Origin of the sequence: Acidithrix ferrooxidans, from assembly GCF_000949295.1 — a bacterium.
GTDB classification, from domain to species: Bacteria; Actinomycetota; Acidimicrobiia; order Acidimicrobiales; family Acidimicrobiaceae; genus Acidithrix; species Acidithrix ferrooxidans.
This window is the reverse complement of record NZ_JXYS01000021.1, coordinates 1-23,572: the sequence shown is the minus strand read 5'-3', so window position 1 is coordinate 23,572 and position 23,572 is coordinate 1. Positions and strand designations below refer to the sequence as shown.

The following is a 23,572-nucleotide window of genomic DNA, read 5'->3' as shown; positions in this document are numbered from 1 at the left end:
TCGGCTTCCCGAAGTTCAAGTCCAAGAGAAAAGACCGCAACAGAGTACGTTTTACGACTGGCACTATGGGTTTTGAGGACGATCATCGAACAATCGTGCTGCCGATGATAGGTGCGCTACGCTCTATGGAGAACACGCGCAGAATACAGCGTCACCTAGCTAAGAACAATGCTCGTCTACTCAAGCGCACTCTATCACAGAGATGGGGTAGGTTGTTCGTCTCCTGCCAGCTCGCGATCAAGACAAGCGTAGTTACTCCACCGTCTGCAACTATGTCCAAGAAAGACCCCCGCGCCGGTGTCGATCTAGGACTAAGGTCACTTGCTACTATCGCAGACAGCAATGGTAGCATGACAGCTATTCCTAACCCCGCTCCGCTCAGAGCTACTATGAATGAGCGTCGTAGGGTTGGGCGCAATCTCATCCGACGGATACCCGGATCACACGGTCACAGGCAAGCGAAAGCCAAGCTTGTCAAGTTAGACCGTAAAGCCGTATACGTCCGTCGTGAAAGTATCCATCAGTTAACCTGTTACCTGGTGGATAACTACAGCGAAGTTAAGATTGAAGACCTTAACATCGCTGCCATGGGTCGAAGTATGGGAAGACGGGCATTGCGCCGTTCGGTATCTGATGCTGGACTCGGAGCCTTCAAACCAACGCTTACCTATAAGGCCGAACGTGCCGGAGTCAAGGTAGTCGTTGTAGATCGCTTCTTTCCCTCGTCGCAAATCCACCACAACTGCACAGGCAGACTCACGGGTGCAAAGCTCGCAAAGAGACTTATCTGTGATACTTGTCATGTTGAGGTGGATCGAGATGAAAATGCTTCATTGAATATCCGTGACTGGTCGGTTATCAGTTGTGGGCCAGTTGGGTCCAGCGCCCTGCCCGTTCCCAGGCCATTTGGTACAGGCGGCAGTTGCGATGATGGGATGACTCATCATCGCAAGAGAGAACATAAGACCGCTAGCAATACTGGCGGTGCTCAAAGAGGCAAGAACGACCCTCGGGCGAGTGAGAATGAAGCCCGAAGGAAGAACCTTGAAAAAGGTGCATCTAGTGAGTAGACTCACCATTTATCATTCAGATGCAACGGTACTTTTGAGATGGCCGATCAAGGTCTGTCTCTTTCCATAGACAGAGACAGTTTGTTATATTGTCGATCAAATCCAACTTAATCGGAGGCAGCGCAGAGGGTTAGGTCTCTTTGAAACCATGGTCTTATGAACAAGGGCCTAGTTGTAGCGTGATAAAGGTGAATGAGTAACTCTCAGAGTCGATTGCCCTGTCGTCATCTCTGTAGAGATGAGAGGTACTTGAGGATCTCTGGTGTTGTTACTACGTCTGCATATTTCGCATTTAAATCAAAGAGGTTGGCTTCTTGTATCTGCGGACTTCTATCTCCAACGCCATCCCTAGCGACAATGGAGTGAAATCCCATTGAAATTGCATCAGTTGCACTGGCTCGAACGCAACCTGAGGTTGAAACGCCACAAAAGATCGTAGTGTCGATATTTGATGCATTTAGGGTGGCAGATAGAGAAGTGCCATAAAAGGCACTAGCGTACTGTTTGGTGAGGATAAGATCTCCAGGAAGAGGCTTGATCTCTTGTGTAAATTCACAGTATTGCGAACCTCGCAAAAAGGCAGAGAGGCTCGGTACCTTCTTCCAAAATAGACCCCCATCAAGGCCATCATTTTGGTATTCAACCTTAGTGAAGACGACCAAGACGCCATGGCTGCGTGCAGCATCTATGATTTCATTTGAATGCGCGACCACTGATTGGTAGTCTCCAAAAAGCGGTGAACCTTCTCTTAGATATGCGCTGACCAGGTCTATTACGATGATTGCTGGGGTATTGCCGAACCCTACAGTTCCGTTGAAGCCTGCTTTTTGGTAGTCTTGTTCGTCTTTTGAAAAGTCTTTACTCAATTGCAAAGTCCTCGGTGTCTAAGGTGGTCTTGGTCTATGAGAGGTATTGGGACGGGATTATCCCATTTGATCAAAGCGACAAAGTGCGTTTTAGGATTCCTTTGCAGTTTGTCGCTTTGACCTTGAATGGGTTATGCCAGCTTAGGTAAAGACTGGATCGATTGGTGCGATCAAGCCAGTCTCGGCCTCGCACCGCTCCTTTAGATCGACAATCTCGCCACCTCGATTGAATACCTCTAGCCCAGGGCGACTCTTGAGAAGTTGAGAGCGTAGTTCTGCTGTGGCATCTTCATCTAGGCTAAAGTCTTGATTTAGTACGACGCCATAGTTTCTAGCTCCAGCAACGGTTATAAGTCCCCGCTTTAGTTCTAGCGCTACCAGTTCTGGATCTCTGATGAGGGGATCGCCCCATCCTCCGCCGCCCCATGTGACGTAATGGAGCACATCATTGACGTTAACATCAACGTTGTCGCACTTGGACGGCAGTATCTCTTTTGATCCGTTGGATCTTATGAGATACTTCGTACTACGCATTCCTGGTTCGCCACCATTTACGCCCCAAGGATAGGTGAGCCAACGGTCGTCATGGATAGAGATGGTTCCAGGCTCAAGAAAGCGATATGCAATATCAATTCCATTTCCGCCCCGAAAGAAGCCAGCACCACCAGAATCTGGTACGGTCTCATAGCTCTCTATTACCAATGGGAAATAGGCCTCTAGAAATTCATTAGGCACATTTGTAAATGAGGGCCAAAGTGAATGGCCATCTGGGCCATCTCCAAAGGGACGTCCGGGGATCCCGCCGAAGCCAATTTGATAGAGCTGGAACCATTCGCCATTTCGATCCGTTCCCGAATACATGAGGTGTGGGGAGGAAGAAAAGCCAGCAGCGCATAGAAATTCAGGTTGACGTTGACCAAGCAGGCCGCCCAATACGTCAAAGATGCGTCCAAGGCCGTGTGTTCGACAGGAAAGGGCTGCCGGATATTCGGGCTTGAGCAGAGATCGGTTTGGAATGCGTACCTCAACTAGGGGATAGAAGCCGTCATTCCAAAGGATCTGAGGATCAAAGACCATTATCATGTAGATTCCAAAGAACATCTTGAACATGTTTACGTTCAAGAAGAAGTTGATTGGACCTATCGACTGAGGGTCGGTACCCTCAAAGTCCAAGACTACATGATCCCCCTCTCGCCACATCGTACAGTGGATCTTGTATGGTCCATTTCCGAGGCCATCATCGTCGATGTAGTCGGTGAATGAGAGCTTTTCTGTCGATATAGTATTTTGAATGAGTTGGCTCATTGCTCGATAGTTTCTATCCAGAAGTGCTTCAAGCGTGGAGATGTAGATATCGGTTCCAAACCTCTGGCATAGTTCGACCACTCTTCTTCCTGCCGTGCGACAAGCTGCGACAATTGCATTTAGATCGGAGCGATTCCACTGTTTCATCCGAACTTGATTCAAGATCAAATCCAGCAATTCGGTGTTTAGTTGACCTTTGTTGTAGATCTTGATCGGTGGAATTACCACCCCTTCTTCGTGTATTGAATGGGCATCGGTTGGTAGAGAACCTGGGACCTTTCCGCCTACGTCCGTCATGTGTCCAAACATTGCAGACCATCCAACTACGCGACCATCTAAAAAGATGGGCATGAGCACTAGCCAGTCATTTGCATGCGAGATAGCTCCGTCACATGAATAGGGGTCTGAAGTTAAAAAGACATCGCCCTCTTCTATGTCGCCAGCATAGTTGTCGAGAAAACCCCCGATAAAGGAGCCAAATTGTCCAACGACCATTCGTCCTTTGTGGTCTGCTATCAGAGGGAACTCATCGTGTTGTTCTCTAATACCAGGGCTCATGGCAGTTCTAAATAGGACTGCGTCCATCTCATAACGAGCGTTTCTTAGTGCGTTTTCAATGATGTCAACGGTAACAAGGTCGACATCGACGCTTTTGAATCCGTCAGTATTCGTTTCGATTATTCGTGCCATAGAAGAACTTTTCCTTGTTAGTTAGCCGAAATTGGATTGATTATCAAGTTTCCAAAGGTGTCTAGTTTGCCAGCGTGGCCGGGCAAGATCAATGTGGTCGAGTCCATCTCGGTTACGATTGCTGGGCCATTTATCACGTTGTTAGCCCGTAGTTTTCTACGGTCATAGATTGATGCGCTAGCCATGGCTCCATCTACGTAGATCTCGCGCGTGGAGATTACCGCACTGGAGGCATCGCTATCTGCCTGGGCGATCATTTCGGCACTTACTTTGGGATGTTCGCCTTGAACGACTGCGCGTAGGTGTACCAGTTCACACTCGGTATCGAGAGCAAAGGTGAAAAGTCTTTCGTGTTCCTTTGCGAATCGATCGCCGATTATCTCAAGGATGGCGCCGCTTACTTCGTTAGAGCTCAGTCCGATTGTAACTTCGAACCCCTGACCGTGATAGCGAACATCAACGGAATAGGTGACCTCTTGAAGATCGGCGCTTACCCCCTCGCCTAAAAGTTCCGTGGATGCTTCTTGGTGCAATTCACCCAGAAGTTTTTCAATTTCACGATCTGAAGTTGAGCTGAATCGACGGATATAGGTTCGCGACGATTCAGAACGAAGTCTCGTAGTGGCATCGCCGTAGGCGCAAAGGACGCCGGGCGATGGTGGAATGATGACCGGCCATGATCCCATGAGTCGCCCTAGTGCATTCGCATGTAACGGTCCAGCTCCACCAAATGCGACTAATGCAAATTCACGAGGATCGTACCCCTGTTGGACAGAGACAAGGCGTAGTGCACCAAACATATTTTCGTTCACGATATCAACTATGCCGGAGGCGGCTTTGTATATGTCGAGATCTAGTGCTTGCGCGACACCGGCCACCGCCGTTTGCGAGGCCTCATAATCGAGTTCCATCTCTCCGTCTAGGAGTCCGACTGGAAGGTATCCAAGTACAGCATTTGCATCGGTAACCGTTGGCTCTAGGCCACCTTTGCCATAGGCGGCAGGTCCTGGTACGGCACCTGCTGATTGTGGTCCAACCCTAAGGGCTTTAGTAAGTTCTGGTACGTGGGCGATCGAACCACCACCTGCACCCACTGTTCGAACATCGACCGATGAAGCTCTGATGGTGAGGTCACCCACTGTCGTCTCTCGGCCAATGCGAGGTTCGCCATCTTGAACCAATGCGACGTCGGTTGAGGTGCCGCCCATGTCAAGGGTGAGAAGGTTCTTGTATCCACTCTGGCGTGCGAGCCAGAGTGCTCCGGATACGCCTCCGGCAGGCCCACTCATTAGCATATTCACCGGGGCACTAGAGGCTGTCTCGACACCCATAAGTCCGCCGTCTGAGCGCAGGATATGCAGACGTGCCGAGGGCGCAATCTTTGTCAACTCATCTTCTAGATTTTTGAGGTACTTCGCTGCCGTGGGTCGAACATAAGAGTTCGCTACGGTCGTAAGGGTTCGCTCGTATTCCTTTATCTCTGGGAGAATTTTAGAAGAGAGTGAAATCGGGATCTCCCCCATGACAGAGGCGGCTAGTTCTGCAATTCGGCGTTCGTGAGAATCGTTGGTGAATGAGTTGATAAGGGAGATTGTGAGTGCCTTTACATCTTGGCCGGCCAAATATTTCAACGACTCGATCATCGCTGGTTCATCTAGCTCTTCGATCACCTCGCCCTTTGCTGAGATTCGTTCTTTTGCCTCAACTGTGTTTTCAAGGAGAGCTAGTGGCGTTGGCTTTGGCCATACTATCCACCCTGCCAATCCACCTGGGACAAACGAACGTGCGATTTGAAGGATTTGGCGATACCCTTGCGTGACGATCAATCCGACCTTGGCGCCTTTGCCCTCCAATACGGCATTTGTTGCCACGGTAGTGCCGTGCATTACATGTGAGAGGTCGGCTTGAGATATTCCTGCACGGTCACATATCTTGGAAATTCCCTCTAAAACACCAATGGATGGATCCGAAGGTGTTGAAGGTACCTTAGCTCGGTGAGTCTCACCGTTGGTCTCGTTGATTAAAAGTAGGTCGGTGAATGTTCCGCCCACATCTACGCCCAATATGTAGGACAATTTTCCTCCTTGGAGTTATCTTTTATTCTCGGTGGGGCGATCAACCTCGATGCCAAAAAGCGGCTTTTTGAGGCTTGATTGAGATGATCTTTGGTTAAAGACGCTGGTGGAATCGAGAGGTTCGCCAACAGCCCTTGATTAGGAAGGTTCCAAGATATCAAAGGTGTCAGTGGCCTCGTTTAGTGGCCTCGTTTAGTGGCCTTTTGACTTCGTGTGCCTTTGGGTTTTGACTCGTAGTTTTTGACCTTATCCTAGATAACCCCCTTTGTCGATAGTTGCTTGATTTGATTTGGTGAGTATCCAAGCAAGCTTTGGAGAATTTCGGTGGTGTGTGCTCCCAGTTCTGGTCCTGCCCAACGGATATATCCAGGTGTGTCGCTTAGCTTTGGAGCGACATTCTGCATAAGGATTGAGCCAAAGTCTGGATGCTCGATGCCCACAATGGCGTTTCTTGCTGCAAAATGTGGATCACTTAGCATATCTGGCGCACGAAAGATCTTTCCCTGAGGAACGCCATTTTTGTCAAGTATAACTTCAAGTTCCGATGTGCTATGGCGGGATGTCCACTCGCTAATGATCTCATCTAGGAGCCCTTGGTGGGCACCCCTTGATGAATGCGTTGAAAATCGGGGGTCGCTTACGTATTCGGGCTTTTCCATCGCATCGCAAAGGCGGCTAAATACTGAGTCCTGATTGGCTGCGATCAGAATTAGTGCAGCATCTTTGGTGGGGTAGATATTGGAGGGAGCCACGTTAGGGAGAATTGAGCCAGTTCTTTCCCGAATGTAGTTGGCCAGTGTGAATTCTGGAATTAGAGATTCCATCATCGCAAGGACAGCTTCGTAGATTGCGACATCAACCACTTGACCCACTCCGGTTCGATCTCTGGAATGAAGTGCCATCATCGCACCGAGCGCCGCAAAGGTGGCGGCTAGAGAATCTCCAATTGAGATGCCAGCTCTTGAAGGGGCGGTGGAGGGATCTCCGGTTACGTAGCGCAGGCCTCCCATCGCTTCGCCTATCGATCCATAACCGGCCTTATGGGAGTAGGGGCCACTTTGTCCATAGCCGGTGACCCTTACCATTATGATTTTCTTGTTAATGGACTTTAGGGTTTCATAGTCGAGGCCCCACTTTTCTAAGGTCCCAGGCCTAAAGTTCTCGATTAAGATATCTGACTCTTTGACCAGGTCTCGGATGATATCTTGGCCCTCTTTTGTCCTGAGGTTTGTGGTTAGAGAACGCTTTCCACGTGCTACGACTGGCCACCATAGGCTCAATCCATGTGGTTTTTCTCGCCCCCATTGTCTCATCGGGTCACCTACGCCGGGATCTTCTACCTTTATTACGTCTGCTCCAAAGTCCCCCAGGAGCTGTCCCGCGAAGGGTCCAGCTAAAAGTTGGCCCATTTCTATTACGCGAATATCGCTTAACGGAGTGTCTTTACCGTCGTGGCCTAGTTTTGTCCCTAAAAGATCGCCATTTTGGCCCATTGTGAGCTTTTCTCCTTATGATTTTGGGCTATTGAAAACCTATAAAATATGCATGATGATTGATTTGGCTCGATGGCTATGGTCGTCTATCTGAGATTGCTATCTCTTCAACTTTTGGAGGCACAGATAGAACGGCTCTTGCTGAATAGATGTGAGATTTCATCACAGATTCCGCCCATTCTCCATCTTTAACCATGTAGGCGGCGATCAGTTCTCGATGGTGGGACATAGATCGTATCAGCTGCTCATGGTTGTAGCGGCGGAAGGTATTTCTAACTGTAGCAACTTGAATTACAGAGGACAACTGTTCAGATAGCCGACCATTTCCAGCACTTGCAACGATTACCGAGTGGAAGTGGTTGTTGAGTGGAGTGATTGCATCAATTACGACCTCCGATGAAGTCGAAAAGGCTATCTCTTCCATCTCGCCAGCCAGCTTGGTTAAAAGATCGATGTCGTCTTTGGAGATATGGCTAGCGGCGATTCGAGCGGCGTAAGATTCCAGTTGGCCACGTAGAGCAAAGACTTCGCCGAGTTCGTTGGGTTTCCATTCCAACACTCGTGCTCCACGATGGCGAATCACACTCACGATCCCCTCTGCATCTAACCTACGTAGAGCCTCTCTTACTGGCGTTCTTGAGGTACCATAGCGACCTGCTAGTTGCTCCTCGCGTAATGATTCACCAGCTACGAAAGTACCATCGAGAATCTCGGATCGCAAGATATTGTATACGTCTTCGCTAATCGATGCCATAAATTTGCCTCAACAGTCCATAAACTCAAAGAACTAATCGAAATTGTGTACAATTTATCGCATCGCACGATCAAATGTTGGATTTTCAAGTTGTTTTTATATTAAATTTTTTGCCAAGGTTTTAAGACATTTTGACCATAACCGCACGATATGGCTGTGGGCAGTTTGGTCGTTTGAGCTCACAAGGTGTATCAGTCATAGATCGGCCATAGATCAGGGATAGGGCTGTTGAAGATCGTTGCTGAGGTGTCATGTAGCCATGACGCGGGCTTTAGAGGCCTAAACCCTAATTATGGTGGCACACTTGTCCATAATGAGCTATCTGTGAGTTGAGATAACTCAACCAATCAAGACCACGCGATCTCATTTGCATTCTTTCATGATTCTTCCGATTCTCTAAAGCACCTTGGTGGATTCCTTGGACCCATTTATTTTCGTTCCTCCTATGGCGTCTATATTTTTAAGATGCCCAAGAAAAGTTAATCAGATGAAGAATCGGCTGCTTCAAAGATTTCGGCGAGATGCTCCAAAGATAAAAGAAAAGTCACCTTCATCGGATAATTTTGATGAACTAGCCGACGATTCGATTTGAAAATCATCGTGATAGACCCAGGTAGCCTAAAATCTATTCGAAATCATTGACATTTATCCAGGGACCCTTTAGACCCCTAAAGATGGCCAATTGAGCAAAGAGCTTTATGGAGCTTTCATGGAGTTTACTAATATCCAAATGATGATTTTGGCGGAAGATCAAATTTCGCCATGTGTGTCAAATGCAGACGTGCCCATTGAGGCGATTAGAGCCATTTTAGGAAATCATCAGAATCTCTAATTGTCGATGGCGCTCGGTAGATAAATCCGGGGGCCATCGACGGTATCTTTGACGCCAAGTGAGTGGTTGAGTGATTTGTAGCATTTCAAGGCGGGCTTTTGCCGAAGAAAATCTGTATTCAAGAGAAGATATACTTCAAATTTCGATTAATTTCTGGGACCCTAATGGTCTTGGGAAATACCATTTTGCGAATACAAGTTCAAAGCGTATTTGAGCCCCGAGGCTTCGGGCTCAAATACGCTTTGGCTGCGACTCAATCATAATTTACCCAAGTTAGAAAAGGCCAACCTCAAGATTTGCTCGGCAAATCGAGCTGCGGATTAACCAGCGGCACTGGTCGTGGGTGAAGCTGGCGCAGAAGTAGACGGCGAAGTTGGTGCAGTGGTCGTGGGTGAAGCTGGCGCTGTCGGGAATGGTATGGCTGATGCTGGAGGCGTTAGATTTACGGTTTGGTTCCAATTGCTAAATTGGAGGTTTACTGCGATTGAAGTTCCACTAATAATTCCGCTTATTGGGAGTGGTGACCCCACAGTTGGTACGACCAACCCAAGTTTTCCTCCTACGCTCGTTCCGTCGAGCTCAATCACTTTGGTTCCAGCGACGTTGGCATGGGCTTTTTTGGTTACTCCGCTTAGACCAACGGATTGGGCCAGATTTGACATTGTTACGCCAGATGCAAGTGACGTATAGCCACTGCTTCCAGATGGGACTATTAGCCATTTATTGGCGTCTTGGGTGGCAAGATTGACCGGAAGGCCGAAGTTGCTAGCCAAGATTGCCTCTGGAGCCTTTACATAGGCATTTGTCGGTGTAACTAAAATCGTTGCGGTCTGACCAAGTATCGTAACTGTCCTTATTCCGCCCGTCTTTGCAGCGTCGAGAACTTGGCTAGATGAGGATGTTCCCTGCTGAACTTTGATGACCATACGAACAGAAGTGGCGCCAAGAATTGCTTTGGTGACCGAGCTCTCAGCTGCAGTCGCGTTCAGCTTGTCTATACCGTTGTTAGTGGGCGCGCTCGATCCGCCGCATGCACTTAGGACAATGGAGGCAAGAAGGGGAAATATCATTAAATTTTTGTTTGGCACGCAACCATGCTAGCCCAATTGGGAAATTTATAGACGGACCTCAATGCCGACCCCACTGTTTTTGCGTTTTTGTACCTGTCTAACAGAGCAGCCAACGATCTAGTTGTATCGGCAAATAACTCCTTGATAAGATTTCACCCTGAACCAACAACGTCCTTTGGAAGATCCCATCAGAAAGGAGTCGATTGGCTTTTCCACATTTGTTTACGCCTTCAAGCAGTCCTTGGATCTTTGATTAGAGCCGATTTTTACGAATTTGTCCAAAAAACCTTTCGATTGGATCTATGAGGAATGAGATAATGGATTTGTAGAGCTTAGGGGGGGGGGGAGGCTTTTTCAAATAGTTGAATCTTGTAAGCTTTGGGGCTTTGCTAGGTGGGTCAAATCCGATCGCTGAATCGCGCACTTGGTGGATGCGTTGGAGATCAATTGGCTATATTTAGCGAAGATTTAAATGAGGTAGATCTTAGGGTATTCTTTTTAGATCAGCGATTGATCCTTGGCTACTTGGAAGGCTAACAACTTATGGAGCCAATGCTAATTCGCGTAGTCTAGAACTTATTTTGGAGGTTTATATCGATGGGGGATCTTCTTTCAGAGGCTCGGTCTCTCGATGACTCTGATCAACTCTCTTGCTTTCGTGACGAGTTTGTATCTATAGAGCCCGATCTAATCTATTTGGATGGAAACTCCCTAGGACGCCTACCAAAACGCTCGATCGAGATTGCTAATGATGTCATTGCCAGACAATGGGGTGTGCAATTGATCGAATCTTGGAAGACTTGGATCGATCTCTCAACTACTTTGGGTGATCGACTATCTCAAAGTGTTTTGGGCGCTAAGAAGGGCGAGGTGGTTGTATGCGATTCAACAACTATCAATCTTTATAAGCTTGCCCTGTCGATCATAAAAGAACAACGAGGTGATAAGGAGGCGAGGAAGAAGATCGTTATCGAGGCAGATAACTTTCCCACCGATCGTTACATAGTGGATTCCCTGGCCCAAGAGTTTGGACTTGAGGTTATTACACTTCCGGTGGATGACTCCCAGACGATATCGATTGATCTATTCGAAGAGGCCTTCGACGAAGATGTCATATTTGGTTGCTTCAGCGCGCTCTCGTACAAGAGTGGTGCTCGAATTGATATGGCGGCAGTTAACTCGATCGCCCAAGGTGTTGGATCTCGAGTGATATGGGATTTGAGCCATGCTGGTGGGGCGGTAGTCGTTGATTTGGAGGGGACGGAATCTCAATACGCAATCGGATGCACCTATAAGTACCTAAATGCAGGGCCAGGTGCCCCTGCTTATCTTTATGTGCGCTCTGATTTGATAGAGGCGATGGAGAACCCTATCAAAGGTTGGTTTTCTCAGGATGATCAATTTGAAATGGCTGAAAAATACAGTCCTAAATCCGGTATTAGTCGCTTTTGCACCGGTACTCCTAATATTTTCGGAAGCTACCTCGTAGGTGCCGGAATTGACCTTATAGCGGAGGCTACTATTGAAGCTCTTGAGGCCAAAGGTCACGCCTTGGGTGACTTTTTCATCAAAGGATTTGAGGTCGAACTCAAGGACCTTGGCTTTAGCCTTGCGTCGCCCAAAGATCAGAGCCTCAGGGGCTCACACGTAAGTCTGTCGCATCCAAGAGCACGTCAAATTACTTCTGAGTTGATTGATCACGGAGTTGTTCCGGATTTTAGAACTCCATCGCTCATTCGGTTTGGATTTGCACCGCTGTATCAATCCTTTATAGAAATTTCTAGGGCAATCCAAGTGATTCGAGAAGTGACTATCGGGATGCGATAAGGTGCAGGCAGCTGATGGCGGATTTTCTATCAACGACTACGAATCGACCTTCTGCAGCCCGATCTTTTCCTCTGTAAGTTTCATATTGACTTAAACGCGAGATAGAAGCCAGTAGGCCGATGGTTCGAGTTTAAGTAAAACTTCAAGATTGTCAAAGTCCAAGTAAAGACCCGGCCCAATTCAGGAGGCGGCCCAATTCAGGAGGCGGCCCAATTCAGGAGGCGGCCCAATTCAGGAGGCGGCCCAATTCAGGAGGCGGCCCAATTCAGGAGGCGGCCCAATTCAGGAGGCGGCCCAATTCAAGCGAAACTATTGAGGGCATGGGGATCTTCTATTAGTTGATTCAAGCGAAACTAATAGAAGATCCCAGTCTTTGCATAAACCGCTACATCTCGTAGGGCTTTAGTGACGGCTCAAGCGCATTAATTTTTGAGATTTGTAACAATTGCTACGTGTTGGCTGGCGATTGCTTACCACCTGCCCGTTAGCTTCGTTCTATGGGCTATATCCGTTCTTTTGACGTATTTGGGGGGAGGGTCAAAAAGACTTATCCCCCAAGCCAGATCAGGAGCTTCTAAGACCTAGTCCGCACGAGTCTAAGAATGAGAGCTTTGCAGCCATTGCTTCCCGCCAATTTGCCAAGTCCTTTTGAAAGTGATTTCCGTCGCCGTCTTCATAGGCGTGTTCAACTTCGTAGAAGGCCGTATCTTCTGCATCGAGAAGCTCGCGATATTTTGCGAGTATACGGTCATCAATTACACCTCGAATGGTCAAGGCTACCTCCTAGGTTCTAAGAGTTTGTGTTGATAATTTCTCGATAATACACCCAAACGAGGGTCTAAAGCGAAAAAACATCACATGAATTGATGTTATTTGCGATTGCGAAGTCGTCGATCAATGAAAGGTCTCCTTGCAATGTCTTTATAGCATTGAGGTAGGGCTTGCCTGTCTTGATATCAAACTGAGCTTTGGAAAGATCAAATACGGCAGTTGTCCATAGTCCCTGCCACGAACTAAGTGCACTTTGATCGGCTGGATAATTTGAAATAGCGTTCATGGCCTTAGAGATCGATGTAAGTTGATTGGAGTATTTTGATATGAACGCAGTGCGTTTTGCTTTAGAAGATGAATAAGGGCCCGAGAGGATTTCACCAATCGGAGCAATAGATGAAGCTTTGTAAATCGTGCAAGTAGAGGCAAGTTTGGCAACCAATGTCGTTTCGCTCAAAAGAGGTACAGCGGGAGTGCTTTTACTAATACGGCTGGAGGCACCAAACATTTGCATTGCGTAACTTGAGACGGTGGCAATGCCCAGAACTAAAAAGAGTGTAATCGCTAGCAAATGTCGAGATCTCTTTACCCGCGACCTTGTGTGTTGAGTATCGCCTAGTGGACGGTGGTCCGGAGCTAGGAGTCTTCTAACCACATGTTTTGGCTCGTCGGAGTCGATTTCAGCTTGAACTTTTACAAGTTCGGCCCACTCTGGTCCTTCGAGCCAAAACGGGGTAGATCGCGTCTGGCTGCTCCAGAAAAAGCCGTCGAAATATCGCAGGTATTCTCCATTGGGATTACCAATTCGATACCAACCAGCGGCACCAGGAAGTGTAGTATTGGGGTTTCGACGCCTTTTTCTCACTTACTTTTCACTCTTTGAAGTGAGCTCTGATGCGAGCGTATTTACCTCGCTTACCGATCCCGAAATCTTAATTTCACCAGCAGCGATAGCATCGGCTACTTGAAGCGTTCCGTTTCGGATGGCAATTGCAATATCCGCCGTTGCCTTTAGGGTAAGAGTCGGCGGTCCATCGCTAAGCGCAGTTGGACCGCCGTTGCCGAGATTGAGATAAACGACGGCATGATCGTCATGATCGTGTATCTCGAGCGCGATTGAGTATGGCTTGGAAAAGTTAGGAAGATCTACCGTCTCTAAAAACCCAAGCCGAATCTCATCCGCTAATTTTTCAAGGCGAATATTAGACACGGTCATATAGTATCGCGCGCTTTACCTCTTCGATCGCTTTTGTTACAGAGATGCCTCTTGGGCAGGCTTCCGTGCAGTTGAAAGAAGTTCTACAGCGCCAAACGCCAGATTTTTGATTCAGTATGTCGAGTCTCTCTGTCGTTGCTTGATCTCTTGAGTCAAAGATGAACCTGTGTGCGTTAACGATCGCCGCTGGGCCAACGTATTCATCGTTTGCCCAGTAAACAGGACACGAAGTCGTGCAGCAGGCACAGAGAATACATTTAGTGGTGTCGTCGTATTTTTCTCTGTCGCTTTGGGATTGTAGACGCTCTTTGTAGCCCGGATCATCATTTGCTATTAGGTACGGAAGAACCGAACGATATTGTGCAAAGAATGGCTCCATGTCTACGATAAGATCCTTGATTACCGGTAACCCACGGATTGGTTCTATCGTTAGGTCGGTTCCAATATTGCGAATTAGATTGACGCATGCGAGTTTGTTCTCTCCGTTGATCACTAATGCGTCAGATCCGCAGACTCCGTGAGCGCAAGATCGGCGAAAGCTTAGCGTTCCATCGAATTTCCACTTCACAGCATGTAGGGCATCTAGAACTCGGTCGCCAGGCTTTAGCATTATGTCGTATTCTTGCCAATGAGGGCGTGTGTCGACCTCTGGATTATACCTCTTGATCTTCAAATGGACCTTTACCTCGGCCTCATGTGAATCGATCTGTGGTGAACTCTGATCTGTAACGGTCATATCTTTAGTACTTTCGTTCCATGGGCTGATATTTGCCACCTTTGACCGGCTTGTAGTCAAGGCGCACGCTGCCATCTTCTTGTCGATATGCAAGTGTATGTGTCATCCAGTTTTGGTCGTCGCGGGTGGGAAAGTCGTCCCTCCAGTGCGCGCCACGGCTCTCCTTGCGCGCTAGGGCCCCGATCACAAATGCCTCCGCTAAATCGAGGAGGTGACCAAGTTCCAAGGCTTCAACTAGGTCGTAGTTGAAGACCTCACCCTTGTCGTCGATGGCGATGTCGTTATATTGCTTCTTGATAGTTTGGATCGTTGTGAGCGCTTCCTCTAAGGATTCCTGCGTTCTTACGACCGAGGCGTTGAGAGTCATTGTTTGCTGAAGATTCGTTCGAAGCTCTCCAACCTTCATGGTTCCGTTAGCATCCTTGAGCGCCTGGATTCGTTCGCGAACAGGAGTCTCCACGCCTCGGGCAACCTCTGGGTGCGGTACTTTGGCAACATATTCTGCCATAGCTTTGCCACCGCGACGGCCAAAGACGACGATATCTAAGAGTGAGTTGGTTCCAAGTCGATTTGCGCCATGTACCGAGACACAAGCACATTCGCCGGCCGCATAGAGACCCGGGAGAATTGTCTCGTTGGAGTCGACAAGGACTTCGCCATCGACGTTGGTTGGAATTCCACCCATTGCATAGTGTGCCGTTGGCTGAATTGGAATGGGTTGAGTCTTTGGCTCTATGCCCAAATATGTACGCGCGAAGTCACTAATGTCGGGCAACTTGGCATCGATTTGCTCTGGAGGAAGGTGTGTGAGATCGAGATAGACATAGTCTTTATCTGGCCCAGCTCCTCTTCCTTGGCGAATTTCTGCATGAATAGCACGAGAGACCATATCGCGGGGTGCAAGATCCTTGACAGTTGGAGCAACGCGCTCCATGAAGCGCTCACCACTGCCGTTTCTTAGAATTCCGCCTTCACCTCGTGCAGCCTCGGAGAGTAAGATCCCAAATCCATAAATGCCTGTTGGGTGGAATTGATAGAACTCTAGATCCTGGATCGGAATTTGTTTTCTGAACAGGAGGCCCGGACCGTCACCGGTGAGGGTGTGGGCATTTGAGGAGATTCTAAACATCTTTCCGTAGCCGCCGGTGGCAAAGAGAACTCCCTTGGACACAAATACATGTAGGTCGCCGGTCGAGAGCTCGTATGCGACGATACCAGCGGCCTTTCGCTCTCCTGTGCTTTCATCAAAGAGAATATCAAAGACCTGAAATTCATTGAAGAATGTCACATCTCGAGCGACACACTGCTGATAGAGCGTCTGTAAGATCATGTGGCCGGTTCGGTCTGCAGCGTAGCACGAACGCCGCACTGGCGCTTCCCCATGGTTTCTTGTGTGGCCTCCAAAGCGCCTCTGGTCGATTCGACCTTCTGGGGTTCTAGAGAATGCCATGCCAAAGTGCTCAAGGTCTATGACCGCATCAATGGCTTCCTTGCACATGATGTCGATAGCGGGTTGATCACCTAAGTAGTCAGAGCCTTTGACCGTGTCAAAGGCGTGCCATTCCCAGTAATCCTCCTCGACATTTGAGAGTGCTGCGCACATACCGCCCTGAGCGGCACCGGTATGAGAGCGGGTTGGGTAGAGCTTGGTTATAACGGCGGTTTTAACTTTTCCGGCAACTTCAATCGCTGCGCGGAGGCCTGCGCCTCCGGCTCCGACGATGACCGCATCGTAACTGTGGTAATGGACTTTCACGCTATATAGCTTTACACGAAATGGTGACTTTTTGAAATCTGTAACCGAGAAAAGATCAAAAGAATTGTATTTTTTTATTAATTCAGTGACTTATGTCACATTTTTGTCTCAAATTTCAGATTAATACCGCATTTGATCGCTCCAGGGTGGCTCTAGCTCAGATGAATTTATCGATTTTTGGGACTTGAAAGGAGCCTAAATGACCTCGATCGCCCTACATAGCTCCCATGGTTGGCCTATCGTTGTATGAATGGAACATGTAAAGATAAAGACGCTTGGTGAATTGAATAAATCCGGATGGACCTCTATGCCTATCGCTGCTGAAATGCGCAAGAATGCTATTGAGGCGATTCGTAGCGGCAGAGGACTTTTCGACGGGATCCACGGGTATGAAAATACGGTGATGCCCCAATTAGAGACGGCGATTTTAGCTGGCCATGATGTGATCTTGCTAGGGGAGCGAGGCCAGGGTAAGAGCCGGATTATTCGAAGTTTGGTCTCGCTTTTGGATGAATGGATGCCGATTGTGGAAGGTTCTGAGATAAATGATGATCCCACCAATCCAGTCTCAGTCTATGCGAAGGAATTGATAGCGAAAAACGGCGACGAGACACCCATAGCATGGGTCCATAGAAGTGCGAGATTTGGCGAGAAATTGGCGACGCCAGATACTTCTATGGCCGATCTGATAGGCGATGTTGATCCGATCAAGGTCGCTGAAGGTCGGTACCTCTCAGATGAGTTGACGATGCACTTCGGACTGGTCCCGAGGACAAATCGTGGTATTTTTGCCATCAATGAATTGCCGGACCTTTCCGAGAGGATTCAAGTCGGTCTTCTTTCGATTCTTGAGGAACGTGACATTCAGATCAGGGGATATCGAATTTCGCTTCCGCTCGATATCTTTCTGATCGCATCGGCTAATCCGGAGGACTACACCAACCGTGGTCGTTTGATTACTCCGCTAAAGGATAGATTTGGCTCTCAAATTCGAACTCATTATCCACTTTCTTCGGCTATTGAACTGGAGATAGTCGACCAGGAGGCTCTTTTTTATGATGATGAGGATTCGAATATATATTTCCCCCAACATCTAAGAGGGGTAGTCGCGTTGGTCTCTGAGTTGGCCAGGAGGGCTCCAAATATAAACCAGAAGTCGGGAGTGTCGGTACGAGCTACAGTGGCAAACTATGAAGCTCTTTCTGCAGCGGCCTTGCGACGTACGTTGATATCCGATTCACCCGACGCGGTGGTACGACCTTGTGATTTTTGGGTCCTTGCTTCGTCTATGTCTGGAAAGATTGAACTTGACACGGTTGATGACACCGACGAAGTCATGGTCATCTCCAAGCTCGTGGATCGCGCAAATCTTGAAGTGTTTCGCTCATTAGTGACCTTGGATGAACTGCGACCATTGGTAGCGACCTTTGACGAAGGTTTTGAGGTAACGGTTGGAGAAGATGGCAGTGATGAACATCTCGCAAAGGCTCTGGAGAGTTCGCCTGAAACCCAACTGGTGATCGACCGAATCGAGCCTAGTGCATTACCGCAGGCTAAGTTGGGTGCCCTTGAATTCGTCTTGGAGGGGTTGCACCTTGCTAAGCGATTGAATAAGTACGAGGGCGATGCTGGCTCGATTTATGCAAAGCGAACAAGATGAGACGCCCCGGCAGTTGGAGTTCCGTTCGTTATGGAAGATGGGATGGGACTCAAGAGATCGAGGTAGATGTATCTGAGATTTTCGACGAGATTGCCGACGCACTGCTCTATCACGGCGATCCCATGTCTGCCCTGCGGGAGCTAATGAATCGCGGAATGAGAACTAAAGATGGTGGTGATATCCTCGGGCTGAAAGAGGTTCTTGAGCGACTCAAACAGAGGCGCTCTGAGCTCTTTGGCAAGTACGACCCATCGGGCAAGGCTAGCGAGATTGACAATGCAATTAGATCGATCCTAGAAAGTGAACGTCGGGCGCTTGAGGAGTATCTAGAGGCAGCTTCCAACTCCAAGGACGCTCCTCGGATCGCACAGGCAGAAGAACTTTATCTGAACGATCAATTGACGCTTGATTCCCTTGGACCTTCGATTGCTTCGAAGATTCAGTCGCTTGGAAACTATGACTTTCTCTCTCCGACTGCGAAGAGAGACTTTGATGATTTGCGAGAATCTCTCGAAAGAGAGTTTGTCGAAGGCTTCTTTGAGTCTGCTAAAAATTCATTGTCGACTATGACGCCAGAGGATTTAGAGAACTTCCGAGAGATGATCGGCGCCCTCAACTCCCTTATAGAGGCTCATAATGCAAACGAGGATACATCCGAAGCTTTTGAGGCGTTTATGGATAGGTATGGTGGATCTTTTCCGCCTGGCATCGCTAACACTCAAGAGTTACTCGACCACCTTCTCACGCAGATGGCGGCCGCCTCGCTCGCCTTTGGAGCTATGAGCCAAGAACAGCAAATGGAATTGGCTAATCTTGCTCAGAATGTCAATGGTGATCTCGATCTCTCCTGGGCTATCTCTCAGCTGATGCGATCTTTGTCCCCAATGATGGACTCGATGCGCTTTGATCCAAGGTCCTTTCGGGGGAGCGATCCTATGTCTATTGGCCAAGCCGGCCAAGTATTGGATGAACTTTCCCAACTCGATTCCATCGAGAGTTATCTCCGAAGTATTGGAACTCCTGGTGATCTATCTCGGTTGGATTTCGATCAAATCTCTGAATTGTTGGGCGAAAAAGAGGCCTCCTCGCTTCGGCGACTTTCGGAACTTACGAAGCAGCTAGAGGATGCTGGTTTGATTGGAATGAGCGACGAGAGGTTGACCCTAAGTGCCGGCGGACTCAGAGCGATTGGGCAAAAGATGCTTCAGGAAGTTTTTGATGATTTGGATGCATCGCGCTTGGGTGGTCATGATTTGAAGAGGCGTGGGGTAGGCGTTGACAAGGACTTCGAGACAAAGCCATATGAGTTTGGCGATCCGCTAAACCTCTCCTTAGGAAAGACCTTAGCCAATACTATCGTTCGCCAGAGAGGCGGACTTCCACTCAAAGTAGAGGTCGAGGACTTTGAAATTGAGACCACTGAAGCGATGGTTAGCGCATCGACTGTGCTGTGTCTGGACCTCTCGCTGTCAATGCCGCTGCGGGATAACTTTTTAGCCGCAAAGAAGGTCGCAGTTGCTCTGTCGACCCTGATATCTACGGCTTACCCCAAAGACTACCTTGCCATAGTGGGTTTTTCTGAGGTGGCACACGTCATAAAGCCGATGGATTTGCCTAGCGTTTCATGGGATTATGTATATGGAACCAATATGGAGGATGCTTTGCGGCAATCACGAACGCTTCTTAGAAGGCGTTCTGGACGCAAGCAGATCATCCTTGTAACCGACGGGGAACCAACGGCGCATATCTTAGAAAATGGCGAGCCATTTTTTAGCTACCCTCCGGCCCGGGAGACAATATTGGCGACTCTTTCGGAAGTGAATAGATGCACAAAGGCCGGTATAACAATCAACTCCTTTGTGTTGGATGCAACCGACTATCTCGTGGACTTTATGAACCAGGTTGCCAAGATCAATCGGGGCAAGGTCTTCTATAGTGATCCATCGGATTTGGGGAAATATGTTCTCGTCGATTTTATGGCTCAGCGGACTTCGTAACCTTAATTAAATTTCGAGATAAGAGAGTTTTATTCCCGTTTTTCGGGACAAAAGTGCTTACTTTGGGAAATAGAAAAATTTAGTTTGGAATTGAACGATTTTTTAGATGCGATAGCTAAGCTCACTCATAGTCGCAGTTCAAGGTCAAGTATTTGATATTCGACGCTAGATGCTTCGTCTGTTGCATTTTAAGTTTGAGCCTTTGGGGGAAGGAGGGGTGGTGTGACCATTGTTGGCCACGAGCTCTCTTTAGGTAAAGAAAAATGGCAGGAGTTTGCCCGCTGCAAGGGTTGGGATCCGGAGATTTTTTATCCAGATCGCGGGGTTCCATCGGCTTCTGCTAAGGCTGTTTGTAATGAATGTCCGGTTCAAGGGGATTGCTTAGAGTATGCCTTGAATCAAGATGAACGTTTCGGGATTTGGGGTGGACTCTCTGAGAGGGAACGGCGAAAGCTTCATCGACAACGAGTAATGATGCGGGCACGAAATTAGCTAAAATGCTTGACGAGTTGACGGACCTAGCGGTCGTCAACTCGTCCTTTATTAAGATTTTTGGTACCGACACACCGAGGCGCAATCTCTGGCAAATCTGCTCATAGAAGGTCGCCGACTAGTCGTGTACCACGGTAATTTCTAGACGAGCTAACTCCGACTCTAGCTACTCAATGAGCGATCTTGCAAAGCCTAGATTTGTCGCCCAAGTAGGACCCATTGGTTCATGAGTGCCGTCATGACTCTAGTTGAGTTTAGGCATTCCTAATTTATGCGGCACCTACGAAGAAGTCTTCAAAGCGCTTGTCAAAAAAGACGACATGTTGCGTAAAGCCACTAAGTGTGGCGAGATGCTATGTTTGGATAATGAATGAGTGGAAAGCAAGGACTCCTTCAATGTTCCATTAACGGCCACCTTAGGTGCTATACGTCAAGCAAGCACATCCCTACGATCAATGACCATCAAGAACGCTCGATCATGACCTTGGGGTGGGTATTTCTTCTTTGCCACAAGGACCACCTTGTGGCTTTAAAGATCGATAAGGTTCCAGTATTTTCTATACGTCGCTCTGGGCTGGCTTTCAATGGCATAGGACACTTTGTTTCGCTTAGGTAGTTAGGCCAGCCGAAACGGAAATCTTTCGATTTGTGACTATGGGAAGGTTCCATCCTCGGCAAATAGGTCGATCGTCTAATGGCTGGGCAATGCTAAAGCTGGTGGTTTGACTGAGCTCGACTGATGGACAATTGAAGATTCAAGATAAGCAAAATAGCACGGCTCACAGATACAGAGCAATCTTAGGCTTGGTCGTACGTGGATGATTCGTGCGAGGGTGGACTCCTCCTCTTGATTGTCGGCCCTTGGCTTCTTTTTCGTGAGGTCCGGGCTCTTGACATGGAACGCAACTCTCATGCAACGTTTGAGGCTTAGCATCACGATGTATTTTCGATAAGAACTATGCACTAAATATTTCTCATATTGAGATTTGTCAGTCACAAGGGGGAGCCGTGGCAGTTTTTGAAGCACCAGGCAGTTCTGGAAGTATTACTAAGTTCAACGATCGTTACGATAATTTCATTGGAGGGGAGTGGGTTGCACCAGTAAAGGGAGCATACTTTGAGAACATCTCACCCGTCAATGGAGAAGTGTTTTGCGAGGTTGCGAGAGGAACTGCCGAGGACATCGAGCTGGCTCTCGATGCGGCACATGCGGCGGCTGGGAAATGGGGCAAGACATCGGTTGCCGAGCGAGCAAATATTCTCAACAAGATCGCTGATCGAATTGAAGCGAATTTACAGGAACTTGCAGTCATCGAAACGTGGGACAACGCTAAAGCGGTTAGAGAAACATTGGCTGCTGACCTTCCGTTGGCAGTTGATCGCTTTCGATACTTCGCAGGTGCCATTCGTGCCCAAGAGGGCGGCATCTCTGAGATTGATGAATCGACGATCGCTTACCATTTTCACGAACCATTGGGTGTGGTGGGGCAGATAATTCCCTGGAATTTCCCCATTCTCATGGCAGTATGGAAATTGGCACCAGCCTTGGCAGCCGGCAACTGTGTGGTTCTCAAGCCCGCTGAGCAGACTCCAACTTCAATCCTGAAGGTAATCGAATTTATCGCTGATCTTTTGCCCGCAGGCGTTCTCAATGTCGTGAATGGTTTTGGTGTCGAGGCCGGTAAGCCGCTGGCTTCGAGTTCTCGGATTCGCAAGATTGCGTTTACGGGGGAGACGACTACTGGGCGTCTGATCATGCAGTACGCTAGCCAAAATATAATTCCTGTTACTTTGGAGTTAGGCGGGAAGAGTCCAAATATATTCTTTGGCGATATCGCAAATGAGAGGGACGCCTTTTACTCGAAGGCGCTAGAGGGATTTACAATGTTCGCATTGAACCAAGGTGAAGTTTGCACCTGCTCTTCTCGAGCACTGATTCAACGGTCGATGTACGATGAATTTATGGTCGATGCAATTGCGCGCACTAAAGCTATCAAGCTTGGGAATCCATTAGACGCAGAGACCATGATGGGTGCTCAAGCGAGCAATGACCAATTAGAGAAAATCTTTCCTATATTGAGATTGGCAAAGCTGAAGGCGCTAACATCCTCACCGGTGGGTCTAGGGCTGAGCTTGAAGGCTCGCTGTCAAAGGGTTATTACGTGACCCCAACCGTCTTTGAAGGCAACAATTCGATGCGTATCTTCCAGGAAGAGATTTTTGGCCCGAAGATAGGGCGACTCATTCGCAAATGCTTCTAGGGGAGTCTCGCCAAGGCCATTATGTACTCTCGTATCAGTTTGTCGACACCAAGAAAGAGCCTGTTCATTCAAGTCGGCTAAGTTGGTAAAAGTACGTGCTGGCCAAAAGTTATCCTTGGCGTATCGTATTCCTCGTTCTACTTTGCCCTTTGTCTGGGGTCTTCTCACTGGAGCTAACTTGATTGATATACCTAAATATTTAGCCAAGTCGCTCGTGTGACTATTTAGGTCCCATCCTTGAGTGGTTGAGCCACCAAGGACAACTGTTTTCATGTGATCGGTAAGAAATGCATCGGTTATGCCACCAAAGTAATAAAGAGCATTGATCAAACAGGTAGAAAAGCCATAGATGTCAGCTGTTAGGGCAAACTCTAGATAGACCCTTTAGCTATAACCCATTGTCACCATAAGTCCAGCGATGTTTCTCCTTGTTCCTCGGTGATCGTCATAACCAAAGAGTCCCCAATCAAGTTGAATCTGAGCTCCCGGTTTGCTTTCATAGCGAATGGTCGCCTTGGCGTGAGGTCGAATATTTGGTTTGATAGATTTTACGTAATTACGGATCGTCGTTTCTTTAGAGCTATAGCCCAAAGGTTCTATTCGAGAGAGTATCGCTGGAGCACTGATCAATCCGTCTTTGACAAAACCATCAATCATCTCCTTATAGAGGACCTAAGTTTTGATCCCCTAGGCGCTCTAGG

At 48.2% G+C, this 23,572-nt stretch carries 18 protein-coding genes and 1 pseudogene; 6 read left to right on the top strand and 13 right to left on the bottom strand.

What is annotated here, in order from left to right:
• Positions 1–1,070: RNA-guided endonuclease TnpB family protein (locus AXFE_RS04155; RefSeq protein WP_152625851.1), on the top strand; the 1,070-nt coding region annotated here is incomplete at its 5' end.
• A 224-nt stretch (positions 1,071–1,294) separates the two neighbouring features.
• Here the strand turns inward: AXFE_RS04155 and AXFE_RS04150 are convergent.
• The 6 genes from AXFE_RS04150 to AXFE_RS04125 form a co-directional block, all read right to left on the bottom strand.
• Positions 1,295–1,936 (bottom strand): isochorismatase family protein, encoded by a 642-nt coding sequence (locus AXFE_RS04150; RefSeq protein ID WP_052604625.1) that lies wholly within the window; start codon positions 1,934–1,936, stop codon positions 1,295–1,297.
• A 141-nt stretch (positions 1,937–2,077) separates the two neighbouring features.
• The gene (locus AXFE_RS04145; protein WP_052604624.1) at positions 2,078–3,931 is read right to left on the bottom strand and encodes a hydantoinase B/oxoprolinase family protein; all 1,854 of its coding nucleotides are present in this window, start codon (positions 3,929–3,931) and stop codon (positions 2,078–2,080) included.
• Positions 3,932–3,948: 17 nt separating this feature from the next.
• A complete protein-coding gene (locus AXFE_RS04140) occupies positions 3,949–6,006 on the bottom strand; it encodes a hydantoinase/oxoprolinase family protein (protein ID WP_052604623.1) in 2,058 nt (685 codons plus the stop codon).
• 251 nt (positions 6,007–6,257) lie between these two features.
• Positions 6,258–7,499: a CaiB/BaiF CoA transferase family protein gene (locus AXFE_RS04135; protein ID WP_052604622.1), complete on the bottom strand. Its 1,242-nt coding sequence runs from the start codon at positions 7,497–7,499 to the stop codon at positions 6,258–6,260.
• A 76-nt stretch (positions 7,500–7,575) separates the two neighbouring features.
• Positions 7,576–8,253 carry a GntR family transcriptional regulator gene (locus tag AXFE_RS04130; RefSeq protein WP_052604621.1) on the bottom strand — a complete coding sequence of 226 codons (678 nt, stop codon included), beginning with the start codon at positions 8,251–8,253 and terminating at the stop codon, positions 7,576–7,578.
• Positions 8,254–9,405: 1,152 nt separating this feature from the next.
• Positions 9,406–10,173: a hypothetical protein gene (locus AXFE_RS04125; protein WP_152625850.1), complete on the bottom strand. Its 768-nt coding sequence runs from the start codon at positions 10,171–10,173 to the stop codon at positions 9,406–9,408.
• Positions 10,174–10,752: 579 nt separating this feature from the next.
• Here AXFE_RS04125 and AXFE_RS04120 point away from each other — a divergent pair.
• Positions 10,753–11,982, top strand: a complete 1,230-nt coding sequence (locus tag AXFE_RS04120) for a kynureninase (protein WP_052604619.1) — start codon at positions 10,753–10,755, stop codon at positions 11,980–11,982.
• A 564-nt stretch (positions 11,983–12,546) separates the two neighbouring features.
• Here the strand turns inward: AXFE_RS04120 and AXFE_RS04115 are convergent.
• From AXFE_RS04115 to sdhA, 5 genes are all read right to left on the bottom strand, one after another.
• Positions 12,547–12,756 (bottom strand): hypothetical protein, encoded by a 210-nt coding sequence (locus AXFE_RS04115; RefSeq protein ID WP_052604618.1) that lies wholly within the window; start codon positions 12,754–12,756, stop codon positions 12,547–12,549.
• Positions 12,757–12,820: 64 nt separating this feature from the next.
• Entirely contained in the window at positions 12,821–13,618 is a 798-nt protein-coding gene (locus AXFE_RS04110) for a hypothetical protein (RefSeq protein ID WP_052604617.1), read from the bottom strand.
• A complete protein-coding gene (locus tag AXFE_RS04105) occupies positions 13,619–13,969 on the bottom strand; it encodes a hypothetical protein (RefSeq protein ID WP_052604616.1) in 351 nt (116 codons plus the stop codon).
• Entirely contained in the window at positions 13,956–14,705 is a 750-nt protein-coding gene (locus AXFE_RS04100; RefSeq protein ID WP_052604615.1) for a succinate dehydrogenase iron-sulfur subunit, read from the bottom strand. The genes AXFE_RS04105 and AXFE_RS04100 overlap by 14 nt, the downstream gene beginning before the upstream one ends.
• A gap of 4 nt (positions 14,706–14,709) precedes the next feature.
• Entirely contained in the window at positions 14,710–16,461 is a 1,752-nt protein-coding gene (sdhA, locus tag AXFE_RS04095) for a succinate dehydrogenase flavoprotein subunit (RefSeq protein ID WP_052604614.1), read from the bottom strand.
• Positions 16,462–16,711: 250 nt separating this feature from the next.
• On the opposite strand from sdhA, the gene AXFE_RS04090 reads away from it, so the two are divergent.
• The 4 genes and pseudogenes from AXFE_RS04090 to AXFE_RS04070 all read left to right on the top strand — a co-directional run bounded on the left by AXFE_RS04090 (position 16,712) and on the right by AXFE_RS04070 (position 22,871).
• Positions 16,712–18,121, top strand: coding sequence for a sigma 54-interacting transcriptional regulator (locus AXFE_RS04090; RefSeq protein WP_052604613.1), 1,410 nt, complete (start codon positions 16,712–16,714; stop codon positions 18,119–18,121).
• Positions 18,118–20,118, top strand: a complete 2,001-nt coding sequence (locus AXFE_RS04085; protein WP_052604612.1) for a vWA domain-containing protein — start codon at positions 18,118–18,120, stop codon at positions 20,116–20,118. Before AXFE_RS04090 ends, AXFE_RS04085 begins: the two co-directional genes overlap by 4 nt.
• A gap of 222 nt (positions 20,119–20,340) precedes the next feature.
• A complete protein-coding gene (locus AXFE_RS04080) occupies positions 20,341–20,610 on the top strand; it encodes a WhiB family transcriptional regulator (protein WP_052604611.1) in 270 nt (89 codons plus the stop codon).
• Positions 20,611–21,618: 1,008 nt separating this feature from the next.
• Positions 21,619–22,871: pseudogene (locus AXFE_RS04070) on the top strand (aldehyde dehydrogenase family protein).
• On the opposite strand, the gene AXFE_RS18295 reads toward AXFE_RS04070, so the two are convergent.
• Positions 22,758–23,201: an integrase core domain-containing protein gene (locus AXFE_RS18295; RefSeq protein ID WP_160291723.1), complete on the bottom strand. Its 444-nt coding sequence runs from the start codon at positions 23,199–23,201 to the stop codon at positions 22,758–22,760. The pseudogene AXFE_RS04070 and the gene AXFE_RS18295 overlap by 114 nt on opposite strands.
• A 54-nt stretch (positions 23,202–23,255) precedes the next feature.
• The gene (locus tag AXFE_RS04065) at positions 23,256–23,528 is read right to left on the bottom strand and encodes a hypothetical protein (protein WP_052604141.1); all 273 of its coding nucleotides are present in this window, start codon (positions 23,526–23,528) and stop codon (positions 23,256–23,258) included.
• Positions 23,529–23,572: the final 44 nt, after the last annotated feature.

Bases quoted from the DNA above. Each gene is read 5' to 3' on its own strand.
- AXFE_RS04120 (WP_052604619.1), top strand. From the start codon at position 10,753: ATGGGGGATCTTCTTTCAGAGGCTCGGTCTCTCGATGACTCTGATCAA.
- AXFE_RS04130 (WP_052604621.1), bottom strand. From the start codon at position 8,253: ATGGCATCGATTAGCGAAGACGTATACAATATCTTGCGATCCGAGATT.
- AXFE_RS04090 (WP_052604613.1), top strand. From the start codon at position 16,712: ATGGAACATGTAAAGATAAAGACGCTTGGTGAATTGAATAAATCCGGA.
- AXFE_RS04100 (WP_052604615.1), bottom strand. From the start codon at position 14,705: ATGACCGTTACAGATCAGAGTTCACCACAGATCGATTCACATGAGGCC.
- AXFE_RS04135 (WP_052604622.1), bottom strand. From the start codon at position 7,499: ATGGGCCAAAATGGCGATCTTTTAGGGACAAAACTAGGCCACGACGGT.
- AXFE_RS04145 (WP_052604624.1), bottom strand. From the start codon at position 3,931: ATGGCACGAATAATCGAAACGAATACTGACGGATTCAAAAGCGTCGAT.
- AXFE_RS04105 (WP_052604616.1), bottom strand. From the start codon at position 13,969: ATGACCGTGTCTAATATTCGCCTTGAAAAATTAGCGGATGAGATTCGG.
- AXFE_RS04085 (WP_052604612.1), top strand. From the start codon at position 18,118: ATGAGACGCCCCGGCAGTTGGAGTTCCGTTCGTTATGGAAGATGGGAT.
- AXFE_RS04065 (WP_052604141.1), bottom strand. From the start codon at position 23,528: ATGATTGATGGTTTTGTCAAAGACGGATTGATCAGTGCTCCAGCGATA.